Source organism: Bacteroidota bacterium (assembly GCA_016711505.1).
Taxonomy (GTDB): domain Bacteria; phylum Bacteroidota; class Bacteroidia; order AKYH767-A; family 2013-40CM-41-45; genus JADKIH01.
In genome coordinates this window covers 814228-830424 of record JADJSV010000001.1, presented here as the reverse complement: position 1 = coordinate 830424, position 16197 = coordinate 814228, and the positions used below count along the sequence as shown (strand labels likewise).

Annotated in this window: 16 protein-coding genes and 1 pseudogene; 13 read left to right on the top strand and 4 right to left on the bottom strand. The window is 37.7% G+C overall.

Going from position 1 to position 16197, the window contains the following annotated elements; genetic code table 11:
• From IPL24_03605 to IPL24_03575, 7 genes are all read left to right on the top strand, one after another.
• Window positions 1-261 (top strand): hypothetical protein (locus IPL24_03605; protein MBK8362777.1); only part of this gene is annotated, 261 nt, incomplete at its 5' end.
• A gap of 94 nt (window positions 262-355) precedes the next feature.
• The gene (locus IPL24_03600) at window positions 356-1951 is read left to right on the top strand and encodes an alkaline phosphatase family protein (GenBank protein ID MBK8362776.1); all 1596 of its coding nucleotides are present in this window, start codon (window positions 356-358) and stop codon (window positions 1949-1951) included.
• Window positions 1952-2146: 195 nt separating this feature from the next.
• Window positions 2147-3112, top strand: a complete 966-nt coding sequence (locus IPL24_03595; protein MBK8362775.1) for a hypothetical protein — start codon at window positions 2147-2149, stop codon at window positions 3110-3112.
• A gap of 155 nt (window positions 3113-3267) precedes the next feature.
• Window positions 3268-6141, top strand: coding sequence for a PKD domain-containing protein (locus IPL24_03590; protein ID MBK8362774.1), 2874 nt, complete (start codon window positions 3268-3270; stop codon window positions 6139-6141).
• 91 nt (window positions 6142-6232) lie between these two features.
• Entirely contained in the window at window positions 6233-6826 is a 594-nt protein-coding gene (locus IPL24_03585) for a T9SS type B sorting domain-containing protein (protein MBK8362773.1), read from the top strand.
• A 161-nt stretch (window positions 6827-6987) separates the two neighbouring features.
• On the top strand, window positions 6988-7830 hold the full coding sequence (locus IPL24_03580; GenBank protein MBK8362772.1) for an aminotransferase class I/II-fold pyridoxal phosphate-dependent enzyme: 843 nt from the start codon (window positions 6988-6990) through the stop codon (window positions 7828-7830).
• Between the two features lie 15 nt (window positions 7831-7845).
• Complete coding sequence (locus IPL24_03575; GenBank protein ID MBK8362771.1) at window positions 7846-8259, top strand: hypothetical protein; 414 nt, start codon at window positions 7846-7848, stop codon at window positions 8257-8259.
• Here IPL24_03575 and IPL24_03570 read toward each other — a convergent pair.
• On the bottom strand, window positions 8243-8446 hold the full coding sequence (locus tag IPL24_03570; GenBank protein ID MBK8362770.1) for a hypothetical protein: 204 nt from the start codon (window positions 8444-8446) through the stop codon (window positions 8243-8245). The two genes, IPL24_03575 and IPL24_03570, sit on opposite strands and share 17 nt — an antisense overlap.
• A gap of 208 nt (window positions 8447-8654) precedes the next feature.
• Between IPL24_03570 and IPL24_03565 the strand changes: the two genes are divergently transcribed.
• A complete protein-coding gene (locus IPL24_03565) occupies window positions 8655-10037 on the top strand; it encodes a hypothetical protein (GenBank protein MBK8362769.1) in 1383 nt (460 codons plus the stop codon).
• A gap of 71 nt (window positions 10038-10108) precedes the next feature.
• Complete coding sequence (locus IPL24_03560) at window positions 10109-10468, top strand: hypothetical protein (protein ID MBK8362768.1); 360 nt, start codon at window positions 10109-10111, stop codon at window positions 10466-10468.
• A gap of 141 nt (window positions 10469-10609) precedes the next feature.
• Here the strand turns inward: IPL24_03560 and IPL24_03555 are convergent, their stop codons facing one another.
• Both IPL24_03555 and IPL24_03550 read right to left on the bottom strand, forming a co-directional pair.
• Window positions 10610-11236 carry a hypothetical protein gene (locus IPL24_03555; GenBank protein ID MBK8362767.1) on the bottom strand — a complete coding sequence of 209 codons (627 nt, stop codon included), beginning with the start codon at window positions 11234-11236 and terminating at the stop codon, window positions 10610-10612.
• Between the two features lie 85 nt (window positions 11237-11321).
• Complete coding sequence (locus IPL24_03550; GenBank protein MBK8362766.1) at window positions 11322-12095, bottom strand: hypothetical protein; 774 nt, start codon at window positions 12093-12095, stop codon at window positions 11322-11324.
• 304 nt (window positions 12096-12399) lie between these two features.
• On the opposite strand from IPL24_03550, the gene IPL24_03545 reads away from it, so the two are divergent.
• From IPL24_03545 to IPL24_03530, 4 genes are all read left to right on the top strand, one after another.
• Window positions 12400-13713 (top strand): insulinase family protein, encoded by a 1314-nt coding sequence (locus tag IPL24_03545; GenBank protein ID MBK8362765.1) that lies wholly within the window; start codon window positions 12400-12402, stop codon window positions 13711-13713.
• An 11-nt stretch (window positions 13714-13724) separates the two neighbouring features.
• Window positions 13725-13871, top strand: coding sequence for a hypothetical protein (locus IPL24_03540; protein ID MBK8362764.1), 147 nt, complete (start codon window positions 13725-13727; stop codon window positions 13869-13871).
• A 273-nt stretch (window positions 13872-14144) separates the two neighbouring features.
• Window positions 14145-14561: a hypothetical protein gene (locus tag IPL24_03535; GenBank protein MBK8362763.1), complete on the top strand. Its 417-nt coding sequence runs from the start codon at window positions 14145-14147 to the stop codon at window positions 14559-14561.
• A gap of 15 nt (window positions 14562-14576) precedes the next feature.
• Window positions 14577-14837 carry a hypothetical protein gene (locus IPL24_03530; GenBank protein MBK8362762.1) on the top strand — a complete coding sequence of 87 codons (261 nt, stop codon included), beginning with the start codon at window positions 14577-14579 and terminating at the stop codon, window positions 14835-14837.
• A gap of 461 nt (window positions 14838-15298) precedes the next feature.
• On the opposite strand, the pseudogene miaA reads toward IPL24_03530, so the two are convergent.
• Window positions 15299-16196 (bottom strand): annotated as a pseudogene (gene miaA, locus IPL24_03525) (tRNA (adenosine(37)-N6)-dimethylallyltransferase MiaA).
• Between the last annotated feature and the right edge of the window lies 1 nt (window position 16197).

Here is a 16197-nt window from a genome sequence, read left to right as displayed (position 1 = left end):
AATCACAATTTCTCTACTCATCCTGATAGTGGAATTGTTGTTGTTTTTGGAACTAATTCTAATACGAATTATTCATCAGGTTCCGGGAGTGATCAGACCGGAAGTAATTTTTTGGTGACTGATACGTTAACAGAAACTGATGCAATGGGACCGTATTTTAAATTTAAAGCTCTGTTTAATTGCAAAGTTTATGATCAGCTGGGAAATCAAAAAATTATAACTAATGGAATGGTTGTATGTAAGTTTCAACCTTATCAATAATTCAGTATAGTTGAGAAAATAATAATATTATGAATGAAGCAAAAATGAAAATTTCAAAAGGAATTATGCTAGTGCTAATGTTTATCACTTCCAAATGCTTTTTCTCAAGATAAGAGAAAAAGGAAGCGTTTACAAGAAACCAAAACTTGTAGTAGGAATTGTCGTCGATCAGATGCGTTACGATTACCTGGTCCGGTTCTATGACAAATACGGCGAGAATGGTTTCAAACGACTCTTAACCGGAGGCTTTAATTATACAAATGCTGTTTTCGATTATGTTCCAACCTATACCGGGTGTGGGCATGCAAGTATTTTCACGGGGAGTGGTCCCGCTAATCACGGAATTGTAAGTAATGATTGGTATGATCGTTATTCCCGTAAGGCTCTTTATTGCGTAAGCGATTCAACAGTAAAACCACTGGGAACTACGAGTGTTTCAGGCAAAATGTCGCCGAGAAATTTATTCACATCAACCATTGGAGATGAACTAAAACTTGCATCGAATTTCAGATCAAAAGTAATTGGTGTTGCTCTTAAGGATAGAGGATCGATACTTACTGCAGGTAGCGGTGCTGATGCAGCATACTGGCATGATCCTTATTCGAATAATATGATAAGCAGCACTTATTATTTCAATGAACTTCCGAAATGGGTAGAGAATTTTAATAAGAGAAAAGTTGCTGATAGTTTGTTATCAAAGCCCTGGACAACTTTATTGCCCATTGAAAAATATACTGAGAGTACACCTGATAAGACACCTTATGAAGGATTATTCGCTGGAGAAAAGACACCGACTTTCCCGCATAATTTACCTGCACTGAAAGATTCAAGCAGTGAATTGATTCGTCAGGTTCCGATGGGAAATACGTTGACGACAATGTTTGCAAAAGAGATCCTGAAGAATGAAAAACTTGGAAAGGGAAATGAAACCGATCTGCTTGCCATCAGTTATACCTCAACGGATTATGTTGGACATATGTTTGGGATCAATGCGATTGAACTGCAGGATACGTATCTGAGATTGGATATAGAGATCGCAGATCTTCTAAAGTCCCTGGATGAGTATGTTGGGAAAGATAATTATACATTATTCTTATCTGCTGATCACGCAGCAGCAAATAATCCGGTCTTCAGTAGTGATAACAATCTAAAGGGTGGTATAATCAGTATGAAACCTATCATTGATTCATTGAAAGGTTATCTGAATAATATTTACGGAACTGCTGATTACATCATGAATACAAATTCACAGAACATCTATCTGGACAGAGTATTGATTGAGAAGAAGAACATTAATCTACGAGACATTCAGGAACGATGTGCACGATTTGTTATTGGATTTGAAGGCGTAGCAACAGCGGTCACAGCAAGTGATTTATTGAGTGGTACTCATCGGTCCGGTATGTATGAACTGATTCAAAATGGTTTTAATCAGAAAAGAAGTTCTGATGTTATTATACAATTGCAATCCGGTTGGTTAAGTTGGAGTACTAAAACAGGTACATCACATGGCTCAGGTTATCGCTACGATACGCATGTTCCATTACTTTTTTACGGAAAAAATATTCCGCAAGGAAAAGGTCACAATCAGGTTAGCATCATGGATATTGCTCCAACAATTTGTACGCTTTTGAATATTGAATTTCCTAGTGGCTCTGTTGGTAAGCCCTTGGTAGAGGTTTTGAAGTAGAAATTTACCTCCTTTAGAGGTCAAAAGAGCCGTTTTTAACAATGAAAGAGAATTGAAATTTCATTGAAAACGGCTTTTTTTATGGTTTGTTGAAAAAAATAGTCATTTTAACGGAAAATCTTACAGTAGTGCCAATAAAATTATTATTTTTAGCAGATAACTTCAATAATCCCTGGAACCCTAAACAGGAATACTATGAAACAAAAACTAACCCAAATTCTGGTACGCTGTTTTTTACTTGCGACCATTCTTATTTTCAATTCTAATCGATCAGTTGCATCACATGCAATGGGATCTGATATGACTTACGAATGTATAAGTACAGATCCGATAACAGGAGCCTCACAGTACTTAGTGACTTTTTCCTTTTATAGAGACTGTCATGGAATTTTACCATCCACTTCAATGGATGTTCAGATCACAAACAGTTGTGGTTATCCCTCGCAAACAGTTTTTATTCCGCAGTTAGGAACAGAACAAGATGTCCTTACAACTTGTCCGACTGCAGTTACGGAATGTCATGGTGGGTCATATATTGGAATTCAAGTATGGACTTATCAGGCAGTAATTACCTTACCGGGTCCTTGTGCTGATTGGCAGATAGGTCATGGTGAGCCGGCGCGGAATGCGGCGATCACAACAATTGTCGGAAATGGTACTGATAATCTTTACGTATTTTCAACGATCAACAATACAAACGGATTATGTAACAGCTCACCAGTATTTACGAATCCGCCGGTACCTTTCGCATGCGTCGGTCAACGTTTTTGTTTTAACCATGGTGGTTACGATGCTGATGGCGATTCACTGACATATCAATTGATGACTCCAAGATGGGGTCCAGGCCCTGGAGATACGATCACATATCTACCGGGCTATTCTACTCAAGAACCAATTCAGAATACTAATATTTCTTTTGATCCTGTTACAGGTGATTTTTGTTTTATTCCTTCTCAGGTCGACGTTTCGATTTTTGCTGTGTTAGTGAATGAATACAGAAACGGAGTTTTAATTGGACAAGTAGAACGTGATGTTCAGCTCACGGTTGAAAATTGTAATAACATCATTCCCTTTGCTACCGGAATTAATGGTATGCCATCTTTTGATGCAGAAGTTTGTGCTAACCATGGAATTCTGCGATTCCGGGTGCTACTTTTGTAACTACCGGTGGACATAGAGATTCGGCAACTTTTACCTGGTCTCCAACAACTGGTGATATAAGTTTAAATCCATACTGTTTTACAGTTACCGTTCAGGATGATAATTGTCCGTTCCAGGGAACAAACACTTACTCATATTGTATTACAGTAAATGGTGTGGAAGCAAATGCAGGAGCAGATCAGACAATTGCATGTGCACAACGTGCAGATCTTACAGCCTCTGCAACTTGGGGAAATGGAATTTATGATTATCTATGGGATGATGGAACGATAGGTCCATTCAGGCCGCAAGTTCCGGTTGGGCAATATACCGTCACTGTAACTTCTGATGGATGTACCGATACAGATGTAGTTGATATACTTCCGGGAATAGGAGTGCCTGATGCAAATTTTTATTTCACTAACAATTGTAATGGTAGTCCGGTTCAGTTCATGGATTCAACAATTATTAACGGTAGTTCAATATCTGCATGGGATTGGGACTTTGGTGATGGTGCTACAGCAAATATTCAGAATCCAACGCATCAATACACAACCAACGGAACCTACGATGTTACATTGATCGTAACAACAGCAGCCGGATGTAAAGACACTATTGTTGAACAACTGACCGTTAATACGAATATTCCTTTTGCACAATTCACTGCTCCTGCAGTTTGTCAGGGCCAGGCAATGAACTTTACTGATATCTCATCCGGATCACCTTCATCGTGGTCTTGGGATTTTGGTGATCCAAGTTCAGGAAGTAATACCAGCAGTTCGCAAAATCCTTCACATGTATTTTCAGGAAGCGGAAATTATACGATCACGATTACTGTAACAAATGGTGCAGGATGTCAAAGCGTCTCGCAACAGAATGTCAATGTCAATCCTCTGCCTTCAATAAATCTAACGGATGATGCTATATGTATAGGTGAAAATGCCAACATAGTAGGGCCATCCGGATTTGCTAACTACAGTTGGGATAATTCTGAGGTCACTCAATCAATTACTGTATCACCAATTCTGACTACAAATTATACTCTTACTGTTATTGATAACAACGGCTGTCAGGCAAATGATGCAATGACTTTAACAGTAAACCAATTGCCGATTGTTGGAGTAGGACCGGATCAGACTATTTGTGAAGGTACTTCTGCAAACTTAAGCGCAACTGGTGGTTCAACGTACGAGTGGAATCCCGGTGCTATAGCAGGTCAGAATGTGCAAGTCACTCCATCAGCAAGTACAACTTACATTGTTACAGTCATTGATGGAAATGGATGTATTGCATCCGGACAATCAAATGTGATCGTAAATCCAATGCCGGTTGTTTCTGTATCTAACGATATGGGAGTTTGTAAGGGTGAACAAGCAACAATTTCAGTTGTAAATGGAACAGGTGCCTACTTATGGACACCCGGAAATTTTGTAACGAATTCTATAACTATCGCTCCATTAGTAACAACAACTTATACAGTTACTGTAAGTGATGCAATTGGTTGTTCAGGTACTGCATCAGCTACAATAGATGTACATCCTATTCCGGTAGCAGCATTCAGCAGCTCAGGACCTGTTTGTGTAAATAATTCAATAGCCTTTACAGACAACTCATCGTTGTCTGCCGGATCTATCAATACATGGAATTGGGATTTTGGAAATGGTAATACTTCAAGTGTACCTAGTCCTTCGAATTTATATTCAACTTCAGGAAACTTCAATGTTCGTCTGATCATTGCATCAGATTTCGGATGTAGAGATACAATGGAAATTCCTGTAGTTGTAAATGCTCTCCCAATAGCCGATGCAGGTCTGCCACAAAGTATTTGTCCTGGCTTCAATGCAACTCTTAATGGTTCCGGTGGAAGTATCTATGACTGGAATAGCGGTGCATTTACTACTGCATCCATTACAGTTAGTCCGGCAGTAACTACTACGTACAATTTCTTGGTAACAGATGCAAATGGCTGTCAGAATACTGCCTTTACAACTGTTACTGTTAATCCGGTGCCTAATGCTGATGCAGGAGTTAATCAGTCGATATGCTTTGGTGAATCAACTACATTATATGCGACAGGTGGAACGAATTACATCTGGAGTCCGGGATCGATAACGACTCCTGATTATAATATTACACCAGCATCATCGGGTTCATACTCTGTATTGGTTACAAATCAATATGGTTGTACCGGTACTGATCAGATCGATGTACAGGTAAATCCGATTCCTGTAGCTCAATTTGTTTCAAGTGGATCTATTTGTGAAGATAACACTGTTACTTTTACGGATCAGTCAGCAATTACAACAGGAAATATTTCCGTCTGGAATTGGGATTTTGGTAACAATGTTTCTTCGACGGCACAAAACCCTGACATCCCTTATACAGATCCGGGTGTTTACACAGTAAATCTCACAGTTACTTCTGACAATGGATGTCAACATACCATTTCAAGTCAGCAAACAATTTGGGCAACGCCGATTTCGCAATTTGCAAGTACTTCAGTTTGTTTTGGTCTGCCAAATAATTTCCAGAACCAATCGATGATCAGTGATGCAAGTCCGCTTAACTACACTTGGTCTTTCGGTGATGGCAACACATCAAGTGCATTGTCACCGACACATTCCTATTCAACTTATGGTGCTTATCCGATTTCGTTGGTTGTTACTTCTCAGAATGGTTGCACAGATACTTATACCAGTCAGGCAAATGTTTTCCCGCTTCCTGTGGCAGAATTCAGTGTACCATCGGCGTGTGAAGAAGAAGCTGCTATATTCGTAAATGCTTCAACCGTTCCGACAGGAACCATCAGTAATTACTATTGGACTTTCGGGGACAATGGAGTATCGTCTTTGGGAAATCCGACACATGCATATCAGGATCCGGGTGTATATCCTATTCATTTACTTACAACAACTGACCATGGTTGTCAGGATAGTGCTGATGGTATAATCCGAATCAATCCAAGACCTATTATAGATTTCCTTGCTCAGGATGTTTGTCAGGGCTATGAGGTAAATTTCTCTGATCTTTCAGATCCTGGTAGTTGGTAATTTCACATATTATAATTGGAATTTTGGTGATGGTAATTCTACAAACATTCAGAATCCTGTTCATACATATAATGCACCGGGATGGTATTCAGTGAGCTTAACGGCAACGAATGACAGTGGCTGTACGACAACTTTCTTACGTCCTAATGCATTGCAGATCTATCCTTCGCCTGTAGCTGACTTTACTTCTAATGAAGCTCAGGCGACAGACTTCCTGCCACTGGTTAACTTTTTAAATCAGACGTCAACTCAAGGTACATTCTATTGGAGTTTCGGAGATGGTGATACTTCTTCGGTTTATTCTCCAACTCATATTTATGATAATGTAGGAACGTATGAAGTCGATCTGATCACTATTGACCTGAATGGTTGTATTGATTCAGTGACTCGCTTTATTGAGATCCGCCCTAGTGCTGAAATCTATATTCCAAATGCCTTTACTCCAAACGGAGATACGAAGAATGATGTATTTCAAGTGTACACTCATAATGTAACAAATGTAGAGGTTCAGATCTATGATCGTTGGGGATTAAAGATCGTTGAATGGAATGATGTAAAAGGTGGCTGGGATGGAAAAGTTAATGGCAATCCGGCTCAATCTGATACTTATGTTTACAGAGTTTCAACAGTTGATGTAAACGAAAAGAAGGAAATTCATATTGGACACGTGAGTTTAGTCAGGTAAATAAGATAAATACCTTTGTAAATTGCAGCCGGTCAAGGAAATCCGGCTGCAATTTATAAAGATAAATTGTAAGTAAAGAGTATCATTTTTTAAGGGGGAATCGTAATAATTAAAAAATCATCCGGGAAATTTCAGCTGCGAAATTTCTGAAAAACAACGTTATGAGAGAATTGAAAGACAAGCATGAAATGGTCATGGACATCGTCAACCAGGTGGCGGCTATTGCAGTAAAATTAGGAATCGTTCATACCAATACAGAGGATATCTCTCTTGATGGAAGACACATCACAATCAAAGGCCAGAAATTACTTTTCTTCGGAAGTTGTGGTTACTTAGGACTGGAGCAGGATGAACGATTAAAAAATGGTGCTATTGATGCCATCCGTAAATACGGTACTCAGTTCAGCTCTTCCAGAGCTTATGTTTCATCTGCATACTATGAGCAAGCAGAGGATCTTTTAAGTAAGATCTTTTTAAATAAACCTGTATTGCTTCTGCAGTCACTGACTGTAGGACATATGTCAAACATACCGGTACTTGTCGGAAAGGATGATGCAGTGATCATGGATGCACAGGTTCATGATAGCATTCAGACAGCAGTTCAGTTTTTGAAGAACAGAGATATTCATACAGAGATCGTACGTCATAATCGTATCGATATTTTGGAGAATAGCATTAAGACATTAAAAGATTCATACAAGAAGATCTGGTATATGGCTGATGGTGTTTATTCAATGCAAGGTGATCTGGCTCCTGTGAAGGACCTATACAGACTTGCAGACCAATATGAGCAACTTCATTTATACATCGATGATATTCACGGAATGAGTTGGACAGGGCAGCATGGTTCAGGATTTGTTACCAGTCAGGGTGATTATCATCCACGGTTATATCTTACAACCGGGTTAACAAAAGCTTTCGGTGCAGCAGGCGGATTATTAGTTTATCCTGATGCAGAAATTCATAAACTTGTAAAGAATAACAGCAAGTCATTCATCTTTTGAATTCAAATGCCTCCAATGATTCTCGGAGCAGCAATCGAATCAGCGAAGATTCATTTGAGTGATGAAATTTATACTATGCAGGATGAGTTGAAAGCTAAAGTTGCATTTTTTAATGCTACTGCTAAAAAACTTGAACTGCCACTCGTCAATGAAACTGAATCTCCGATAGCTTTTATCGGTGTAGGTAAGCCTGATGTAGGTTGCAATATGGTTCGCAGAATGATGAACCTTGGGTACTTCTTTAATTTAAGCGTATTCCCAAGTGTATCATATAATAATACCGGATTAAGAATACCTATAAATCGATTGATGACATACGAGGATATTGAAAATCTGTTGACTGAAATTTCAGTTCAATTGCCAAAAGCGCTTGAAGATTCTAATTCAAGTATGGCAGATGTTATTAAGCATTTTAAGCTTGTTGCATAAAAAAAACCCTTGGAGTAGGTGTGATCTTATCGGCACCATTTGTACCCCTGAGCAGGTCTAAAGCTTCAACACCATTATGTGCAATTGTCAAAGGATTCAGAATACTACTTTTTTTGAATGCTCTCTGTACATTCATACAATCCACTTCGTCGTCGTCAACAAGAAGAATATTTACTAATTTATCCATACAGCAGTTTAGTGAAAGTAAGACGGGTTTGAAACTAATCAACTAATTGTCCAAAAGTAGAAATTAATTCATAAGCTCCTCAGGGTATATAACTCAATTTTTAAACAATAGTTTTTTAAAAAAATACAATATTGACTCCAAATATTACAGTTTGGTATCTAAAACATGACAAAATTCGTATATTCATATATTCTGAATACCAAATAACATGAAATTGCTTCTAAAATTGTTGTTGCGCCAACACTTGTACGAGCGAATCTCAACTGACGATCTAATGTCACGACAGCGATTCTCGCTGTTTCGTATTTTGTCGTTTACCGGATTTGGCGTTAGCTTATTTACGGCCATTCAAATTTCTGCCACATTTGAAGGTAGTAGTCTGACTGCAACGCTGATGTATATTTTAGCTACAGTAATAATGGTTAACTTTTTGACAGTTAACAATTTAACAAAATTACCGATAGCTTATTCTGTAGCCTTAATCGGTACTTTTCTGGTAATACATATCCAGGCATATACAGCCGGAGGGATAATGAATACAGGTACAATGTATATGTGCGTTATCATTATGACTGCGTTTATGTTCTTTGGCCCAAGAGGTGGGACTATGTTTACAATTGCAGCAATTTTGAATGTGGGATACTTCTATTATATCTCTGAATTTACAACTTATTCAAACTATCTGCTTTTTAAAGAAGACAGCAGTCTGATTCATCAGGATGCTTTAACAACATTTATTTTTGGGTTGTTTTTGGTAGCTGCACAAAGCAATTACTTGAATAGCAGTAAAAATGTCATTATCCAAAGAATCAGTGCTCAAAAAGATCAATTAATACTTAATAACAAAAAGCTCCAGGAGTATTCTGAATATCTTGAAAAGTCAAATCAAGAACTCGACAAATTTGCATCTATCGTTTCACATGACCTTAAGGCACCACTGCGTGCAATCGGAAATTTAACAGGATGGATTGAGGAAGATGCCGGTGATACAATGACTAAAGAAGTCCGGACTAATTTTGACATGATCAAACAGCGTGTAAACAGAATGGAAGATCTGATCAATGCCATCCTGGATTATTCACGTGCAGATCGCCGTGTTGGTGAAGACGAACAAATCGATACCAATAAACTCGTAGAAGAAACAGTTGATTTTATTGGTAAGCCGGAGAATGTAGAAATAATCTTCAACAATCCTTTGCCGACTTTATATACGGATCGAATCAGGCTGTCTCAGGTTTTCAGTAATCTGATCGGAAATGCCATTAAATATAATGATAAGGATAAGATCAAAGTTACTTTTTCTTCGACTGAAACTCCCGATGGGTTTACTTTTTCCGTTAAAGATAATGGTCCGGGAATTGAGCCACAGTATCATGAAAAGATCTTTGTTATTTTCCAGACCTTGAATCGTCGTGACGATGTAGAGAGTACAGGGGTCGGATTAGCCATCGTAAAGAAGATAATTGAAGAAGGTGGTGGTAAGGTTTGGGTAGAATCTGACCTTGGTAAAGGTGCAGATTTCAAGTTTTTCTGGCCTAAGAATAAGAAAATGGCAGATCCGGTGATGATCGCTGCTACCATTGTAGTGTAAGAACTACACAATCATCGTCCAACTCTTTTTTCTGTGTGGTGTAATATTGTCTGTACAAGATAATAAGACCCATGCGCAAAGAAATCAACAAACTTAACACATCAACGGAGAGAGATTTTCCCAAACTAAAAGTTGTGGAAAATCAAACTAATCATGTACACATTGAAGTGGAAATTGAAAGTCATGTACAAAGTATCCGCTCTTTAATCAAAAAGTTAAATCCGGCTGATCGCCAGCGATACTTTAACGGATTACTCGATCACATCTTATGTAAAGAGATTGAATATCCACAGACAAAACGTCAACAGAAACAAATTTCTAATGTCAGCGATGATTTTAGCCAGCTGTCTGTCGATGATCTGGATCTGATCAGAGAACTGTCAGTAAAACTGCAGGATCTCTATGTGAGAACAGGTGATGTCATGGATTAAAAGTTACTGTTTAATTCTTCAGAGAGGAAGTCCGGGTTGTATACGCAGCCCGGATTTTTTTTGACTTACTCTTAAACTAACTTTTACACTAATAAAAGATTAAGAGTAAGTTTAAGAGTAAGTAGAAACACCAACACGATACTAATTAGAGTATATCAGACGCACCGGATACCTCTTAAAACTCTTTTCAAAATAATCAGAGTGTGAGTAAACAAAGTAAAGCTGACTATATTCATCTTCATTCGGATGTTCAGATTGCCACTTAACGAAATCACTCTTCAGTTGACTGTTTTCTGCTAAAAGTTTTTCAGCAATATCCTCAAACACATAGGCAGAAAACCATTCTTTTTGTTGAAGAATTGAATCGAAAAATCCCCAGTTAAAATAACTGTCTTCGGCTGACGGCATAAGAGTTTCAAGAAGTATTCTTATGTGCTTTTGTTTGCAATCGATCAAATAGTCGCCTTTTTTAAATTTGTTATTTTCTACTTTAGATTCTGTTTGAGTCTTGTAATGAAGATAGTGGCCTTCATATGCAGAACCTGTCGTTTTATAATCTTTGATATATAAAGTGGTTGCACTTGAAATTGAATCCTGCGTTATACGTGTCGATTTTACTCCGTTGGCGTCAATCATCCGGATTATATTTTCCCAAGCTTGCGGGACATAAAAATACTTCGGAATCAGAATAGAATCTTTTGGTTCATAATAATTATAGAATGGTATTACCTTTTCATAAGGTTTTTTGTGGTCATATTTTAAACGCATACTGGTGATGACTGTACTTTTTTCAAAATTAAATTCCTAGCCTTTTAATAAAAGTTCGTCTTTTTGCTGAGGTCGACTTCATAGTTCAACGGAAAGTTTTCATGTCCAGATCGTACTCAAAAGCTTTTTTTCTGGCATTGATAATTGCATCTTTCTTTTCATCACAAATTGAAATCAGAGAATGTAAAAATCTTTGAGTGCTGTTTACACGTTCAGGAAATGGTTTAAGCATATGGGTTTCTGTTATGAATGAAAATGAATTTAGCAGAGTAACATATCCACTTCCAAATCGTGGCGTTTCTAAAAATGCAACAATGCCACTATCAGGGACACCTTCTTCTACAAGTGTTGAGACGTATGGAGTCATTTCGTCATTTTTTGCCTTCATAGAATTAAACAGAGAAGGAGTGAATATGTCCTTCATGTAAGTACCAATTGGTGGGCTGGCCTTACTGTGTTGTGAACTTATTAAAGTCATTGTGTATTGGTAGTCTGCGCCATCTGATACATGTGTATCTACAAAAACATCAGGATCCCATTGATGAAGAATCATTTTTAATGACCTTGTATTCAAAGCATCTGTTTTTATAAAGTCCCTGTTCAAGTCAAGGTTTTTTGCATTTCCGCGAAAACCATATTCGGCAGGCCCATCCTGATTAACCCTGCTATTTGAATTTCTTTCGAGAGCACCGTCAATATTAAATGCAGGTATTATACATACTACTACATTTTTAAGTAGGTCGCGGTATTTTTCTTTGTACAAAAGGTCTTTTGCAAATCGCAGACTTGCATCCATACCATCAGGTTCACCTGGATGTATTCCGTTGTTTATAAAAAAGCACAATTTTATTTTGTTCATGAATCTGTTTTGGCTGATTTATTCCATTCGCAGAAATAACAAATAGCTGTAATGATTCTCCGCAATCTGTTTTCCCGTAAGGAATTAAAGAAGCAGATTCAAATTGTTTATCCAGCCGCTGATATTCTGCAATTAACTCATCATAAGTCAATGAATGATTAGTTATCCCGGATTCTTGCGATTTTAATTGCAAAGAATGTGTTAATAAGAGGAAAAACAGTAGTTTCTTCATTGGATAAATATAGCAGGAGTGCGATAGTTTTCAAAGAAACTTTTATCTTTCAGCAATCAAAAAATACAGCCTGTGAAGAAGCTATTGTTAATAGTCCTGTTATGGTGTTCATCATATACCGGATTCGCTCAAATTGAAATCGATGCACCAATTCCAATTGATCCGAAGATCAGAATCGGAATGCTGCCAAATGGAATGAAGTACTACGTAAGGAAAAATTCAAAACCAGAACAGAGAGCAGAATTAAGATTGGCAGTGAATGCCGGTTCTAATTTTGAAGACGACAATCAGCAAGGGATTGCCCATTTGACAGAACATCTTGCATTCAACGGAACCGCAAGTTTTAAGAAAAATGAACTGATCGATTACCTTGAATCAGTCGGAACAAAATTCGGACCGCATCTGAATGCATATACAAGTTTCGATGAAACTGTTTACATGTTACAGATTCCTACAGACAAATCTGATATAGTTGATAAAGGTTTACAGATCCTTGAAGAATGGGCGCATAATCTGACATTTGATTCTGTTGAAGTTCAAAAGGAGCGTGGAGTTGTTGTTGAAGAATGGCGCATCGGACAAGGTGCAGGTGAAAGAATGCGCCGACAGTATTGGCCATTACTTTTTAAAGATAGCAGATATGCAGAGCGGTTACCCATTGGTAAAAAGGAAATTATAGAAAACACTCCTCAGAGTGCGATCAGAGCATTCTACAATGATTGGTATCGTCCGGACCTGATGGCAGTAATCGCAGTTGGTGATTTCGATATCGATGCTATGGAGAAAAAGATCAAAGAACAATTCTCGAAAGTCCCTGCTAAAAAATCTGCTAAAGTCTGGCAGGCATATGAAGTTCCTGCAACAAAGGATATGTTGTATGCTTCTGTAACAGATAAAGAGAATACAACTTCCAGCATTGAATTGTTATACAAATTACCCCGGGTAACGAATGTTAAAATAAATGATTTTCGCGATGATATAGTCAAGCAGCTTTTCTCATCCATGATGAATGCAAGATTAAGTGAGATAAGCAGAAAAGCAGATGCTCCGTTTCTCGCTGCCGGCGGGGGTTTTGGAGGGTTTGTCAGAACGAAAAGTACTTTTGATATCAGTGCAAGATGTACTGAAACGAAATTCAAAATTGCGCTGACTGTATTAATGCAGGAAATGGAAAGAATTCGTCGACATGGTTTTACACAAACCGAATTAGACCGCGTAAAAGCAGATGCTCTGGATAATATAAAGCGTGCATATAACGAAAGAGATAAATCTCCTTCATCAGGTTATGCCCGGGAATATGTAAGCAACTTTCTTTCAAAAGAACCAATCCCGGGGATTGAAAAAGAATATGAGTACTATACTTTTTTATTTCTCAAGCTACATTAGATGAAATAGGAGTGATAGGAAAAAATTATCTTACAGGAAGTGAGAATTGTTTTGCATTATTTACTTATCCTCAGAAAGATGGAATTGTTATCCCAACTGAAGCTGAAGTAAAGAAAATGTTTAATGATGTTAAAGTAGCGAAGCTGGAGCATATGTAGATAAAGTGAGTAACAAACCTTTGATAGAGGCAATTCTGAAACCCTGCTGCTATTATTTCCGAAGAAAAGAATGAAAAATATGGTATCACAAAATGGAAATTTGGAAACGACATTACTGTTACAGTTAAACCAACTGATTTCAATAATGATAAGATAATTTTTTCAAGTTATAATAAGGGTGGATGGTCAATTACAGATCGTAAGGATTTTTATTCTGCAATTTCGGCTGATGCAATTGTCGATAATTCAGGACTAGGTGAATTTGATGCAACTATGCTGGATAAGATGCTTGCAGGTAAAACAGTTAATTGTACTCCAAGTATTACTGCTCTCTATCAGGGATTGAATGGAAGTTGTGCTCCTAAAGATCTGGAGACATTGATGGAATTGATCTATGGGTATCACACAATGCCGAGAATTGATAAAGATGCTTTTGCGCAATTAATGGAAGCCAGAAGAACAGCACTGAAAAATAAAAGTGTAAATCCTCAATCGGTTTATAATGACACGGTAAATTATTTTATGTCGGGATATCATTATGCCGCAAGACCAATGACAATGGAGCTTCTTGATAGCATCAAGTCAGAAAGAGCTTTTGCAATTTATAAAGAACTGATGAGTGATGTTTCCGGCACTAATTTTTATTTCGTTGGGAACTTTGATGTCGATTCACTGAAGAATTTTGCCTGAAAATATATTGGCAATTTGCCTTCAACCGGAAACGTGAAAAAGTGGAAGGACATTGGTGCTCGTTATCCGAAAGGGCAAGTTCAAAAAACAGTTCAAGAAGGGATTGCCCCTAAAAGTTATGTCTCTCTGCGATGGAATATGGACTTTGATTACACACCATTGAATAGAAATGAAGTTTATGCATTGAATAAATTGGTCAGTATCCGCTTAAGAGAAGTTTTGCGAGAAGACAAAAGTGGAGTGTATGGAGTAAGTTTCAATTTAAACCCCTGCTAATTTCCAATTCCAAACTTGAAAATACTGTTGGCTTCAATTGCAAGCCTGAAAATGTTGATTCATTGGTTCAAGCTGTTCTGACTGTGATTGCCGAGGTAAAAGCAAAAGGTTGTGATGAGAAAAATCTTGAAAAATAAAGCAGACATTCATCCGCGAACGCGAAACGGCATTGAAAGAAAACTCTTTTTGGTTAGCAGCTATGGTATCAGCTGATAAGAATAATGAAAAGTTAGCCGATATGGATTCTTATAATGAATGGGTTAATTCGCTTAAAGGACCAGACTTTATCCACTTCGCAGACAAATATTTTAAGACGGACAATTATGCAAAACTTGTCTTAATGCCAGAGTAATCATTATATGGTTCTCTTTTTTCTCTCTTTATTTCCTCTTTTTTCTCTGTGTTAAAATTTTACCATAGAGAAAAAAGAGAAAACAAAGAGGACATAAAGAGAGAATGTACTATTCAAGTTGAGATTCAATGTACTCCGGAATTCCATCAAACTCCTCCGCGCTGAACCAATGAAACTCCTCATCCTTATTGAACCACGTCATCTGCCGTTTTGCATAATTGCGTGAATTTTTTTTGATGAGTTCAATTGCTGTTTCTAAAGAAATTGTTCCATCGAGGTAACTGAAGATGTCAATATAGCCTACGGTCTTAAGCGCATTACAATCTCTGTATTTTGTTAAATTTTTCACTTCATCGACCAGACCCGCAGAGATCATTTTGTCTACACGGTCATTTATTCGTTCATACAATTCATCTCTTGAAATATCAATTGCGATCTTGATAATTTTGAAAGGTCTTTCCGCTTTGACTTTTTTACGGAGTGATGAATAGGTCGTTCCTGTTTGTTCAATAACTTCAAGGGCACGGATGATACGATGCGGATTTTTTATATCTACGATCAAATAGTAATCAGGGTCTTTTTCAAATAGCAGTTTTTGAATGGTTTCCAGTCCTTGATCTTTGAAAAGCTGATTGTATTTCTCTCTTAGCTCCGGATCAGTTTCCGGAAAGCATCCATTCCTTCACAAAGTGTTCGCAAGTATAATCCGCTTCCGCCAACAACTATTGCATAATCATTTTTCTCATGGATCTCTGCGATTTTTGCCAGCGCATCAATTTCAAATCTCCCGGCATTGTATTCCTGATCGGGTTCGAGAAAATCAATAAAGTGATGTTTTGCTTGGGCTGTTCTTCTGTCGTTGGTTTTGCCGTTCCGATGTTCATGTATTTATAAAACTGTCGACTATCGGCATTGATGATCTCAGTATTGTAATGATTAGCAATTTCAATTGCCAGTCCGGTTTTTCCGGATGCAGTTGGGCCGCCTATTACAATGAGTTTTTTCATT

What these genes read in the sequence shown, in the direction of transcription:
- IPL24_03550 (MBK8362766.1), bottom strand. Translation starts at nt 12,095, where the DNA reads ATGAACAAAATAAAATTGTGCTTTTTTATAAACAACGGAATACATCCA.
- IPL24_03560 (MBK8362768.1), top strand. Translation starts at nt 10,109, where the DNA reads ATGCGCAAAGAAATCAACAAACTTAACACATCAACGGAGAGAGATTTT.
- IPL24_03570 (MBK8362770.1), bottom strand. Translation starts at nt 8,446, where the DNA reads ATGGATAAATTAGTAAATATTCTTCTTGTTGACGACGACGAAGTGGAT.
- IPL24_03580 (MBK8362772.1), top strand. Translation starts at nt 6,988, where the DNA reads ATGAGAGAATTGAAAGACAAGCATGAAATGGTCATGGACATCGTCAAC.
- IPL24_03600 (MBK8362776.1), top strand. Translation starts at nt 356, where the DNA reads ATGCTTTTTCTCAAGATAAGAGAAAAAGGAAGCGTTTACAAGAAACCA.
- IPL24_03575 (MBK8362771.1), top strand. Translation starts at nt 7,846, where the DNA reads ATGATTCTCGGAGCAGCAATCGAATCAGCGAAGATTCATTTGAGTGAT.
- IPL24_03595 (MBK8362775.1), top strand. Translation starts at nt 2,147, where the DNA reads ATGAAACAAAAACTAACCCAAATTCTGGTACGCTGTTTTTTACTTGCG.
- IPL24_03565 (MBK8362769.1), top strand. Translation starts at nt 8,655, where the DNA reads ATGAAATTGCTTCTAAAATTGTTGTTGCGCCAACACTTGTACGAGCGA.
- IPL24_03555 (MBK8362767.1), bottom strand. Translation starts at nt 11,236, where the DNA reads ATGCGTTTAAAATATGACCACAAAAAACCTTATGAAAAGGTAATACCA.
- IPL24_03535 (MBK8362763.1), top strand. Translation starts at nt 14,145, where the DNA reads ATGCTGGATAAGATGCTTGCAGGTAAAACAGTTAATTGTACTCCAAGT.